Source organism: Pseudomonas sp. AC255 (assembly GCF_979258175.1).
The window spans coordinates 5047186-5058707 of sequence record NZ_OZ409841.1 but is presented as its reverse complement, the minus strand read 5'-3'; the positions used below and the strand labels follow the sequence as shown (position 1 = coordinate 5058707).

The window sequence follows — 11522 nt, the reverse complement described above, 5'->3', positions numbered from 1 at the left end:
CTCCAGATGACTGGTCGTCTCAGATCCAGGAATGGCGAGCCGGCAAAGTGCCGTTCAGGCGATAGGCGCCGACTGCGTGATATTTCCAGCGCACCGGGTCGTGCAGGGTGTGCACGCGGGCGTTGCGCCAGTGGCGGTCGAGGTTGAATTCGGCGAGGGTCGCGCGGCTGCCGGCCAGTTCGAAGAGCTTTTCGCTGGCCAGCAGCGAGATCTCGGTGGTCAGTACTTTTGCTTCAGCCACGGCGATCGAAGCGCGAGCAGCGGACTCAGCAGTGAGTGGCGCCGCGTGAACCTGATCAAGCACTTGTCCGGCCTTGCGCAGCAGCGCTTCGGCGGCGTGCAGTTCGATTTTCAGTTTGCCGATATCGGCGATCACGTAGAGGTCATCGCTGGCGCGCTCGACCTTGGCGTCGATCCATGGCCGCGCGCGGCTTTTGACGAAGTCGATGGCGTCGTCGATAGCGCCGCGTGCGATGCCGGCGTCGATGGCCGCTTGAATCAGCTGCGACACTGCCCCTTGGGTGTTCGGCTTGTCGTTGATCTTCCAGTTGTCGATGACCAGGCTCGACTCGACGCGCACGTTGTTCAGCAGGATCGTGCCGCTGGCGGTGGTGCGCTGGCCGAAACCCGACCAGTCATCGACGATGCGCAAACCTGGCGTGCCGCGACGGACGAAGGCCAGCACTTGCTTGCCGTCATCGTTGAGCGTTTTCACCGCGACCCAGTGGGCGAACAGGGCGCCGGTGGAGTAGAACTTCTGGCCGTTGATCACGTAGTCGTCGCCATCTGCACTGATTCGCGCCTTCAGTTCCAAGGTGTTTTTCGTGCCGCGTTCCGGGCCGGCATTGCCGATGCGCCAGCCTTCCAGAACACTCTGGAACAGCTGCTTTTTCTGCGCTTGGGTGGCGGTGCCGAGCACCAGATGGATGATGCCGAACTGGTTTTGCGGGATCTGCCCGAGCGCTGGGTCGGCGGCGGAAATGATCGCGAATACTTCAGCCAATGTGACGAAGGAAACCTGCGGGCCACCGTATTCGCGCGGGATGGCAATGCTGCCCAGACCGCTGCGGGTGAACTGTTCAATTTCCGACCATGGCAGCTTGCGCTGACGGTCGCGTTTGGCCGCCTGCACGCGGGCGGCCTGCGCCAGCTCGTGGGCGGCCTTGATGGCTTGAGCGTCGTTGCGCAGTACTTGCGCGGGCAATAACAGTGGGGCGATGTCCAGATCGGACTGCAGATTCGCATCTGCCAGACTGGACATCAGTGCCGCTCCCTGGCTGCACGCAATGCCCTGGCGATCTGCACTGGGGTGATTGTGTTCCGGACCATACCTACCTCACATCTCATGAAAAACGCCGCGGAGTGCGACGATTGAAAGAATGTCCGGTGGTCCGGTGCATATACCCTAAGCGTGTATAAAAATTAAATGAACTAACTTTTAGGAATATGCATAGAAGGGTGGATGTTCGGCTTGGTTAACGAGGTTCAGGTGAGAGATAACTGACCTCCCACCTTGAGCAGGTCTCACTTGGTACGTGATTCAGCGGCCTTGAATTCGGGCTTCAACGGGACTTTCACGTACGGATTCACGCAACCGATTTTGAGTGTGCGCGGCGGTGCCCAGCGCGAGTTGTTACCGACCCGGTCGAGGATGCAGTAGGTCACGTCCAGCCGCAGGTCTTCGCCCGCTTCGACAATGACCGCCGGTGGCACCCAGACCTGAATCGGCAGCCCGACGTCGGCCGCAGTGAGCGCCGCCAGATCCATGCGCACATCACCCCAGCGCAATGTGATGGCGTCGTCTTCGGCCATGTTCAGATAAGGCTCGATAGTCAGCGGCACGCCGCGTTTGATCTGGCTGGGGTTGACGCCCTGGCGGCGAATCGCTTCGGGGATGATCACCGGTGCCAGTTGCTGGTTTTCATCTTCGCAGTGCGCAGCGGGCTGGCCACCCGGGCAATCGAGTTTGACCTGTATCCGCGTCGTTGCCGAAAGCGCGGGGCCCTGGCCGACCTGCATCACGCGGTAGTGAATGCGCGCGGTGCCATTGGCAATGAAACTCTCCGGCACCCGCAGGCTGACCGACTCGCCCACATCGGCCGCGCTGAGGACTTTCGAAGCGACATAACATTTGTTCCAGAACAGTTCGATCAGATCGCCATCGTCCATGCCGCAGTAGGGCGGCACGTCGATGAGCAGGTGGGCTGCTGTTGCCAGGTTAATGCCGGTTTTTTGTGCGCATGCCAGCGTTGGCGCTGCAAGTTCGGGTGTGTGCGAAGTGCGGGTCATCGGTTTCTCTCCTTGAAGTCTTGCAGCGAAATCCGTTTCTGGAAAACAAAAAAGGCGCGAATCAACTGGCAATAAAAGCGACAAGTATTTGCTCGGTATTAGTGCGGGTTGTTTGAACTAAGGGGCGCCGGTTGCCGACTAGATAAAAGTCTGCGGAGAGGGGTGTCAATAGAGGGGATTAGTTAATGCGTAAATTACAAGTTAATCAGAAAGCTCCTACGTCATCGAGGCAATAAGCCTAGGCGTAAGCGCGAAATCAGCTACAGATAAACAGCGGTTTCGCGGCGTTTTGTGCGGGTTCGTTCACCGGCAAACGTGTGGAAATATGACGAATCGAGGATGTGCGTCATCGTTGCGCAATGTTTATCTGCGCGCACAAGTAATAAATGTTTAGAAGAATGAAATGCCGGGGGAGGGATAACTTCCGTCCGTGGAAGTTGAGGGCTGTGGCAGAGAAAGTTCTCAGGCGTGATTCAGAAACTTGCTGAGAAACTGTTTGGTGCGTTCTTCTTTCGGGTTGGCAAACAGTGCCTTGGCTTCACCTTGTTCAACAATTACGCCCTTGTCGAAAAACACCACGCGATTGGCCACGTCACGGGCAAAACCCATTTCATGGGTGACAATCACCATGGTGCGATTTTCTTCGGCAAGACCGCGAATGGTCGCCAGCACTTCGCCGACCAGTTCCGGGTCGAGGGCGGAGGTCGGTTCGTCGAACAGAATGACTTCCGGCTCCATCGCCAGCGCCCGGGCAATTGCCACGCGCTGTTGCTGGCCACCGGAAAGCCGGCGCGGATACGCGTCCTCCTTGCCGGCAAGCCCCACTTTGGTCAGCAGCTTTTTACCCAGAGCAACTGCCTGGTCGCGCGGCATCTTCTTGACCACGATCGGGCCTTCGATGACGTTTTCCAAAGCGGTGCGATGGGGGAACAGGTTGAAGTTCTGGAACACGAAGCCGACGTGCTGGCGCAGGTTGCGCACCAGGCTTTGCTGCTGGTTCAGCGGGCGGCTGGTATCGATTTCGATATCGCCGACCTTGATCCGGCCGCTGGTGGGTTCTTCGAGGAAATTCAGGCATCGCAGGAACGTCGTTTTCCCCGAACCACTGGGACCGATGATCGCGACGACTTCGCCTTCCTTTACCTCAAGGTCGATGCCGTTGAGCACGACCTGTCCCTTGAATTGCTTGGTCAGTTTTTCCACGACAATCATCGCGTCAGGACTCCTGGTCGTGCCGATTGACCCGCTCTTCCAACTTGTTCTGCAAGTGCGAAAGCACCGTGGCCAGAATCCAGTAGATCAGCGCGGCGGCAAGATACATGGTGAAGACTTCAAAAGTCCGGGCGGTAATCAGCTGCGCCTGACGGAACAGCTCCGGCACCTGAATGGTCGCGGCCAGCGCCGTGTCCTTGACCAGCGAAATGAAGCTGTTGCCCAGCGGCGGCAATGCCGTGCGCATCGCTTGCGGCAGGATGGCCCGGCGCAGGGTCTGCGCGCGGGTCATGCCGATACTCGCAGCGGCTTCCCACTGACCGCGTTCGATCGAACCGATCGCGGCACGGAGGATTTCACATGCGTAGGCGGCCATGTTCAGCGAGAAACCGATCAGCGCTGCTGGCAGCGGATCAAGCTCCATGCCCAGTTGCGGCAAGCCGTAATAGATCACGAACAGCTGCACCAGCAACGGCGTGCCGCGAAAGAACGACACGTAGATGCGGGCCAGCCAGCTGACCGATTTGAAGCGCGACAGGCGCATCAGCGCGAGGCCGAAGCCCAGCAGCAGACCGAAGAACATCCCGCCGAGGCTGAGGACTACCGTGTAGTACGCGCCCTTCAACAAAAAGGGCGCGGAATCCAGCGCGAGTTGGAAAGCCTCTTCCATTATTTAGTGACGTCTGCGTTGAAGTATTTCTTCGACAGTTTCTCAAGAGTGCCGTCAGCACGCAGTTCGTCGAGCGCCTTGTTCACCGCAGCCAGCAGTTCAGGCTCGCCTTTGCGCAGGGCGATACCGGATTCCTGACGCGAGAAGGCCTCACCGGCAGCTACGGTTTTCGGGGCTTTCTTGGCGTATTCGAGGGCAGCCAGACGGTCGATCAGGATGGCATCGGTACGACCGTTGTTGAGGTCGGCGAATTTGGTCGGATCATCATCGTAGGTGCGCACGTCAGCACCCGGCACGTTGGCGCGGACCCACTGCTCGTAGTTGGTACCCAGGCCGACACCGACTTTCTTGCCGGACAGGTCAGCGGCAGTCTTGATGTTCAGCGCCGACTCTTTGCTTTTCAGCACGAGGGCCTGGATGCCGGAGACGGTGTACGGTTCGGAGAAGTCATACTTCTTCTTGCGCTCGTCGGAGATGGTCACTTGGTTGACCACCAGATCCAGACGCTTGGATTCGAGTGCGGCGAGGATGCCGTCCCATTTGGTCGGCTGAATCTTGGCCTTGACGCCGAGTTTTTGCGCCAGGGCTTCGGACAGCTCCACTTCAAAACCCGACAGCTTGCCGTTCTCGTCGACGTAGCTGAACGGTGGGTAAGTGCCTTCCAGGCCGACGTTGAGAACGCCCTTGTCCTTGATCTGTTGCAACTGCTCACCGGCCACTGCCTGACCGATCAGGCCGGCGCTCAGTGCCAGACCCAGCGAACCGACCAGCAGAGTGCGACGTAGTGCGGAAAAATTCATGACAAGCCCCTGTGTTTTCTTATGGAAGACGCTTAAGGAATGTAGGCAAATTGGTGATTTGAACGACAGCGCTATCCTGCCTTAAAGCAGCTTAAGCGTCTCGCCCGAAATTCGCCTGCGGCGAGACTATAAGATGTCTGTTTTAGACTTGAAAATACTTAATACTAAAATTGTTATTCATTTCAGGAATATGCGTGACTGCTTGAAGATCGCAGCCTTCGGCAGCTGCTGCAGGTGATCTCATGTAGGAGCTGCCGAAGGCTGCGATTTCTTGATCTGCTCTTACAGAAAATCCTTGTAGGCAAACAACGCTGGCGCGCCCCGGTGTGCAGGAAGATGACCGGGCCGTCATCGAATCGCTGCCGGCCAATCCCGTCTAACAGGCCGGCCATGGCCTTGCCGGTGTACACCGGGTCAAGCAACAGACCTTCCTGAGCCGCCAACAGTTTCACCGCCGCCAAAGTCCCGGCATTCGGTTCGCCATAACGTGGGCCGAAATATTCGTCCCACAGCTCGACCTTGAAGCTGGCCGGCAACTCGACGCCCAGCAGCTCTGCCGTGCGTTCGGCCAACCCCTGCACCTTCGAGCGTTGATCTTCTTCACTGCGCGAAACGGTCACGCCAATCACCGGCAGTTGCGGCAGCGCCTCACTCAGCGCCAGTCCGAGGCCACTGTGAGTACCGGCACTGCCCGACGCCAGCAGCACTGCGGCGAAATCGAGGCCGCTGTCCTTGATCTGCTCAGCCAGCTCCAGCCCGGCGCGCACATAACCCAGAGCACCAAGGGCGTTGGAGCCGCCGATCGGCACCAGATACGGCTTCTTGCCGTTGCTGCGCAGGCGCACGGCGAGGGCGGCCAGTTGTTCGTCGGCATTGTCGAGGTTGTCGACCAGCTCGACTTTGGTGTCGAAAAGATCCAGCAGTAAGCGGTTGCCGTTGCCGGTGTAATTTCCGTCATCAGTGCCGAGCGGGTTTTCCAGCAGCGCCACACAACCGAGGCCGAGTTTCGCGGCCAGCGCGGCGGTCTGGCGCACGTGGTTCGATTGCAACGCACCGGCCGTGATCAGCGTGTCAGCACCTTGCGCGAGCGCGTCGGCGGCCAGGTATTCCAGTTTGCGCAGCTTGTTGCCGCCCATCGCCAGCGGCGTCAGGTCATCGCGCTTGATGTACACCTCGCGACCAAGCCAAGTGGACAGGCGTTCGAGTTTTTCCAGCGGAGTAGGGTGGCTCAGCAGTTCGAGACGGGGGAAGCGTTGCAGCTGTTGTTTGATCATGAGTCCGTACTGGCGCAGAAGAATGAAAGGACTATAGGCACGCGATTTTGCCCGGGCAACCGCCAATCACTTATAGCCAAATGGACTGAGGCCAGCACTATCGGTTCTTAATTCGTCGGCAAAGGCATGCCGTAAAGTAGGCGCCGTTGACGCGGCCAGACAGTCCGGCCGCCCGTGAGGAGTCTTTACCGTGAGCGAGCGTTCCAGCCATTGGCAATTGCAGACCATCGTCAGCCAGCTGCGCAGCGCGCGGGATCAGTGGCGCGCACAGAATGGCCGGGCTTCAGGGGAGCAGGGCGGCCGCGAATTGCCATCGCGAGCGGCGATGGCGGAAATCCTCGAGGCGCTGTGTGGCGCGCTGTTCCCGATGCGTCTGGGGCCGGTCGATCTGCGTGAAGAAAGTGAAGACTTCTACGTCGGCCACACGCTTGATGTAGCGCTCAATGCATTGCTGGCGCAGACGCGCCTGGAGCTGCGTTACGTTGCCCGCCACAGCGCGCAGGACGACAGTGAAGTCGAGACCCGCGCCATTCAGATCGTGCAGGATTTCGCCTTGGCCTTGCCGGGCCTGCGCACGCTGCTCGACACCGATGTGCTGGCGGCTTATCACGGCGACCCGGCGGCACGCAGCGTTGACGAAGTGCTGCTGTGCTATCCGGGCATTCTTGCGGTGATTCACCATCGCCTGGCGCACCATTTATACCGTGCCGGGCTGCCGCTGCTGGCGCGGATCAGCGCGGAAATCGCGCACTCGGCGACGGGCATCGATATCCACCCGGGCGCGCAGATCGGCCGCAGTTTCTTTATCGATCACGGCACAGGCGTAGTGATTGGCGAAACCGCGATCATTGGCGAACGGGTGCGCATTTATCAGGCGGTGACTTTGGGTGCCAAGCGCTTTCCGGCGGATGAGGACGGCCAATTGCAGAAGGGCCACCCGCGCCATCCGATCGTTGAGGATGACGTTGTGATTTATGCCGGGGCGACGATTCTAGGACGGATCACCATCGGCAAGGGCTCGACCATTGGCGGCAACGTCTGGCTGACGCGCAGTGTGCCGGCGGGGGCGAATCTGACGCAGGCAAATCTGCAGCATGATGACGGGACGCAGAAGTAGGCCGTGGAATCCTTTTCCCTCACCCCAGCCCTCTCCCGGAGGGAGAGGGGGCCGACCGAGGTGTTTTGCGTCATACATCGACCTGAAATACCGGGTCGATTATGGATTCGGCACGGTTTCCTCAGGTTGGCGCACATTCTGAACATCCCCCAATCAGTCCCCTCTCCCTCTGGGAGAGGGTTAGGGTGAGGGGCTTTTGATTCTTGCTTGGCGCAGTGAACGAATCTCACAAAACCCGCGTCATAAACCTCCTCGGGCGCTGTAGGAAACCTACCGCCCAGCCCTGCGATTAGTCCTTACCGCCCCATTCATGTTTAACTTGAACGTTCATTCAAGTTAAACCGGTGGTTCGCTGCCCGCTCACAACAGGAGGCTTGCCTTTGCTGAGTCCGATCATTTCAGCCACGTTTCAACCCTTCGAGGTGCACCTTTCATGAGTGCATCGTCTACCCCCGCCAGCGGTCTGGTGCGCATGAATCCGCCGGTGTTCTACTTCGCCGCGACGGTCATTCTGCTGTTTGGTCTTGTCGTCATCGCCATCCCCGAGCAGGCCGGCGCCTGGTTGCTGGAAGCGCAAAACTGGGCGGCCAACACGGTCGGCTGGTACTACATGCTCGCGATGACCCTGTATCTGGTCTTCGTGGTGGTCACCGCTTTATCCGGCTACGGCAAGATAAAACTCGGTGCCGACCACGACGAACCCGAATTCAGTTACCTGTCCTGGGCCGGCATGCTGTTCGCCGCCGGGATCAGCATCACGCTGTTCTTCTTCTGCGTCTCCGAACCGCTGACCCACATGCTCCAGCCACCGCAAGGCGACGCGGGCACGGCGGACGCGGCGCGCCAGGCGATGCAGATCCTGTTCCTGCATTGGGGCCTGCATGGCTGGGGCGTGTTTGCCTTCGTCGGCATGGCGCTGGCCTATTTCGCCTATCGGCACAACCTGCCGCTGGCCCTGCGTTCGGCGCTGTATCCGCTGATCGGCAAACGCATCAACGGCCCGATCGGCTATGCGGTGGACGGCTTCGGCATCATCGCCACGGTGTTCGGCCTTGGTGCCGACATGGGCTTCGGCGTGCTGCATCTGAACTCCGGGCTGGACTACCTGTTCGGCATCGCCCACACGCAGTGGATTCAGGTCGGCCTGATCACGCTGATGATGGGTGCGGCGATCATTGTGGCCGTCTCCGGCGTCGACAAAGGCGTGCGGGTGATGTCGGACATCAACATGCTGCTGGCCTGCGGGCTGCTGCTGTTCGTATTGTTTGCCGGGCCGACTCAGCACCTGCTCAACACCCTGATCCAGAACGTCGGCGACTACCTCGGCGCTTTGCCGATGAAGAGCTTTGACCTCTACGCCTATGACAAACCGAGCGACTGGCTGGGCGGCTGGACCGTGTTCTACTGGGCCTGGTGGATCGCATGGTCGCCGTTCGTGGGCCTGTTCATCGCGCGGATTTCCCGTGGCCGCACCATCCGTGAATTCGTCTTCGGCGTGCTGTTGATTCCGCTGGGTTTCACCTTGGCGTGGATGTCGATCTTCGGCAACAGCGCCTTGGACCAGGTGCTCAATCACGGCATGAGTGCGCTGGGCATGTCGGCCATCGACAATCCGTCGATGAGCATTTATCTGCTGCTGGAAACCTATCCGTGGAGCAAGACTGTCATCGCCGTGACGGTGTTCATCAGCTTCGTGTTCTTCGTGACGTCTGCGGATTCCGGCACCGTGGTGCTCTCCACCCTGTCGGCGAAAGGCGGCAACCCGGATGAAGACGGGCCGAAATGGCTGCGGGTGTTCTGGGGTGCGATGACCGCGCTGATCACCAGCGCACTGCTGTTTTCCGGCAGCATCGATGCGTTGAAGTCGGCGGTGGTGCTGACCTCATTGCCGTTCTCGTTGATTCTGCTGCTGATGATGTGGGGCCTGCACAAGGCGTTCTATCTGGAGTCGCAGAAGCAGATCGCGCAGCTGCATTCGCTGGCGCCGGTCTCCGGTTCAAGGCGTGGCACCGGTGGCTGGCGTCAGCGCCTGAGTCAGGCCGTGCACTTCCCGTCCCGCGACGAGGTGTACCGCTTCATGGAAAGCACCGTCCGCCCGGCGATCGAAGAAGTGACCGCCGTGTTCGTCGAAAAAGGCCTGCACGTGGTTACCCAGCCGGATCCGGCGCATGACAACGTCAGCCTGGAAATCGGCCATGGCGAGCAGCATCCGTTCATCTATCAGGTGCAGATGCGCGGCTACTTCACGCCATCGTTCGCGCGTGGCGGCATGGGTTCCAAGCAACTCAACAATCGCCGCTACTACCGCGCCGAAGTGCACTTGAGCGAGGGCAGTCAGGACTACGATCTGGTCGGCTACACCAAAGAGCAGATCATCAACGACATCCTCGACCAGTACGAACGGCACATGCAGTTCCTGCATCTGGTGCGTTGATCCAGCGGCTGAGCGCCGAGAGGTTTTTACGCCTCGGCGCTCAGCACCATGAACAACACCATCGCCGCCACCGGCACGCCAAACACCGCACTGCCCATCGCAATCTTGGGCCCCGCCGGCGATCCGTCCCTCTGTGATGATCACGAAACAGACTATTATTTATCCAAGTGTGTATGGTGTGTATCGCTGCGCGCTTTATGCCCTAGAGTTGTAATTCTTGACGTCGGAAAGGGCGAAGGAAACCTTTATGAAATTCCCGGTCGTTCTGCATAAGGATGCCGACTCGGACTACGGCGTGATCATTCCGGACGTACCGGGGTGTTATTCCGCAGGCGCCACGGTAGCCGAAGCTTTCGAAAACACGCAGGAAGCGCTGGCGCTGCACTACGAGGGGCTGGTCGCCGATGGCGCCCCACTGCCGCAAGTGCGCGACATTGATGCTCATCTTGATAACCCGGATTACGCGGGCGGTATCTGGGGCGTGGTCGACTTTGACATCACGCCTTACTTCGGCAAATCAGTGCGCTTCAATGCCACATTGCCCGAGCAGTTGCTGGAACGTATTGACCAGACCGTCCGGCGAGACCGGCGCTACCGTTCCCGCTCCGGATTTCTGGCGGCGGCTGCGCTGCGCGAATTGTCGGTATGACAGAAATTCTGTGGGAGCGATCCTGCTCACTCCCGCAGTCAGGAGCTTTCGCGCTCGATCACTTGGCATCGCAGCAGGTTCAGCCGTTGCACTGCTTCGTTGGGCAGTACGCCAAGGCTTTCCAGCACTCGCGTTGCCGCCAGCACGCCAATCTCCAGCGCTGGCGGTTTGATCGTGCTCAGACTGGGCAATAACATCTCGGCAAACGGGTAATCACCGAAGCCGAGCACGGCGCAGTCTGCGGGGATTTTGATACCCGCGCGTTGTCCGGCGAGGAGGCCGCCGGCGGCGAGATTGTCGTTGGCGAAGATGATCGCGTCGGGGCGTGGTGAGGCGTTCATCAGGGCGTCCATCGCTTGCTTGCCGGCCTCGAACGGTGCGCGGTCGGCGTCCGGGGCGAAGATCCATGGCTCACGTCCTGCTTCACGCACAGTGGCGGCATAACCATCGCGGCGCTCCAGTGCACTGAAGTCGCCCGGCGCACTGTTCTGTACGAAAGCAATGCGTTGATAGCCTTTGTCCAGCAGATGCCTTGCCGCTGTCACGCCCACTTCGAAATGCGAAAAGCCAATCTGCATCGGCCCGCGTTCCGGCTGGTAATCCCAGGTTTCGATCACTGGAATATCCGCCTCGGCGAGCATTTTCTCGGTGCCTGCGCTGTGAAAGTGGCTGGTCAGCACCAGCGCTGCCGGCGACCAGCCGAGAAACGCGCGCACGGCATTTTCTTCCTGCTTGATATCGAAATAACTCGACGCCAGCAACAGTTGATAACCGTGACGGCTAAGGGTGTCGCTGAAGCCCTGGATCGTGTTGGCAAAAATCGGCCCGGAGATGTTCGGAATGACCATGCCGACGATTTTCCCCCGCGCCGAGGCCAGACCACCCGCCACCAGATTCGGCACATAACCGAGCTCGGCAACCACCGCTGCAATACGCTCGCGCCGCTCGGGCGAAACCTGTTCGGGCTGATTGAAATACCGCGACACGGTAATCGCCGACACCCCGGCCGCACGCGCCACGGCATTCAACGTTACACGGCCGGCGCCACGACGTTTACGCGGTTTTTCTACGTTCAAG

General features: G+C 59.7%; 10 protein-coding genes and 1 pseudogene. 4 read left to right on the top strand and 7 right to left on the bottom strand.

Features of this window, described 5'->3' with window-relative positions:
* Positions 1–19 precede the first annotated feature (19 nt).
* The 6 genes and pseudogenes from ACZZ0K_RS22815 to ACZZ0K_RS22790 all read right to left on the bottom strand — a co-directional run bounded on the left by ACZZ0K_RS22815 (position 20) and on the right by ACZZ0K_RS22790 (position 6245).
* Positions 20–1261, bottom strand: coding sequence for an SfnB family sulfur acquisition oxidoreductase (locus tag ACZZ0K_RS22815; protein WP_258707445.1), 1242 nt, complete (start codon positions 1259–1261; stop codon positions 20–22).
* Positions 1262–1524: 263 nt separating this feature from the next.
* Positions 1525–2289: a hypothetical protein gene (locus ACZZ0K_RS22810; RefSeq protein WP_236168232.1), complete on the bottom strand. Its 765-nt coding sequence runs from the start codon at positions 2287–2289 to the stop codon at positions 1525–1527.
* Positions 2290–2751: 462 nt separating this feature from the next.
* Positions 2752–3501 (bottom strand): L-cystine ABC transporter ATP-binding protein TcyN, encoded by a 750-nt coding sequence (gene tcyN / locus ACZZ0K_RS22805; protein ID WP_076565047.1) that lies wholly within the window; start codon positions 3499–3501, stop codon positions 2752–2754.
* Between the two features lie 4 nt (positions 3502–3505).
* On the bottom strand, positions 3506–4171 hold the full coding sequence (gene tcyL / locus ACZZ0K_RS22800) for a cystine ABC transporter permease (RefSeq protein ID WP_016772200.1): 666 nt from the start codon (positions 4169–4171) through the stop codon (positions 3506–3508).
* Positions 4171–4971 carry a cystine ABC transporter substrate-binding protein gene (gene tcyJ / locus ACZZ0K_RS22795; protein WP_016772199.1) on the bottom strand — a complete coding sequence of 267 codons (801 nt, stop codon included), beginning with the start codon at positions 4969–4971 and terminating at the stop codon, positions 4171–4173. The genes tcyL and tcyJ overlap by 1 nt, the downstream gene beginning before the upstream one ends.
* A 282-nt stretch (positions 4972–5253) precedes the next feature.
* Positions 5254–6245: pseudogene (locus ACZZ0K_RS22790) on the bottom strand (D-cysteine desulfhydrase).
* A gap of 190 nt (positions 6246–6435) precedes the next feature.
* Between ACZZ0K_RS22790 and epsC the strand changes: the two are divergent.
* The 4 genes from epsC to ACZZ0K_RS22770 all read left to right on the top strand — a co-directional run bounded on the left by epsC (position 6436) and on the right by ACZZ0K_RS22770 (position 10445).
* Positions 6436–7362 (top strand): serine O-acetyltransferase EpsC, encoded by a 927-nt coding sequence (gene epsC / locus ACZZ0K_RS22785; RefSeq protein WP_024011175.1) that lies wholly within the window; start codon positions 6436–6438, stop codon positions 7360–7362.
* A 472-nt stretch (positions 7363–7834) separates the two neighbouring features.
* Positions 7835–9796 carry a choline transporter BetT gene (gene betT / locus ACZZ0K_RS22780; protein ID WP_167333564.1) on the top strand — a complete coding sequence of 654 codons (1962 nt, stop codon included), beginning with the start codon at positions 7835–7837 and terminating at the stop codon, positions 9794–9796.
* A gap of 48 nt (positions 9797–9844) precedes the next feature.
* Positions 9845–10069, top strand: a complete 225-nt coding sequence (locus ACZZ0K_RS22775; RefSeq protein WP_252879234.1) for a hypothetical protein — start codon at positions 9845–9847, stop codon at positions 10067–10069.
* Entirely contained in the window at positions 10044–10445 is a 402-nt protein-coding gene (locus tag ACZZ0K_RS22770) for a type II toxin-antitoxin system HicB family antitoxin (RefSeq protein WP_039756416.1), read from the top strand. The genes ACZZ0K_RS22775 and ACZZ0K_RS22770 overlap by 26 nt, the downstream gene beginning before the upstream one ends.
* 38 nt (positions 10446–10483) lie before the next feature.
* On the opposite strand, the gene ACZZ0K_RS22765 is transcribed toward ACZZ0K_RS22770, so the two are convergent.
* Positions 10484–11521 carry a LacI family DNA-binding transcriptional regulator gene (locus tag ACZZ0K_RS22765; protein ID WP_252879235.1) on the bottom strand — a complete coding sequence of 346 codons (1038 nt, stop codon included), beginning with the start codon at positions 11519–11521 and terminating at the stop codon, positions 10484–10486.
* Position 11522: the final 1 nt, after the last annotated feature.

Excerpts from the sequence above, each read along its gene's own strand:
- ACZZ0K_RS22815 (WP_258707445.1), bottom strand. The coding sequence starts at position 1,261 with ATGTCCAGTCTGGCAGATGCGAATCTGCAGTCCGATCTGGACATCGCC.
- ACZZ0K_RS22810 (WP_236168232.1), bottom strand. The coding sequence starts at position 2,289 with ATGACCCGCACTTCGCACACACCCGAACTTGCAGCGCCAACGCTGGCA.
- tcyN (WP_076565047.1), bottom strand. The coding sequence starts at position 3,501 with ATGATTGTCGTGGAAAAACTGACCAAGCAATTCAAGGGACAGGTCGTG.
- tcyL (WP_016772200.1), bottom strand. The coding sequence starts at position 4,171 with ATGGAAGAGGCTTTCCAACTCGCGCTGGATTCCGCGCCCTTTTTGTTG.
- tcyJ (WP_016772199.1), bottom strand. The coding sequence starts at position 4,971 with ATGAATTTTTCCGCACTACGTCGCACTCTGCTGGTCGGTTCGCTGGGT.
- betT (WP_167333564.1), top strand. The coding sequence starts at position 7,835 with ATGAATCCGCCGGTGTTCTACTTCGCCGCGACGGTCATTCTGCTGTTT.
- ACZZ0K_RS22775 (WP_252879234.1), top strand. The coding sequence starts at position 9,845 with ATGAACAACACCATCGCCGCCACCGGCACGCCAAACACCGCACTGCCC.
- ACZZ0K_RS22770 (WP_039756416.1), top strand. The coding sequence starts at position 10,044 with ATGAAATTCCCGGTCGTTCTGCATAAGGATGCCGACTCGGACTACGGC.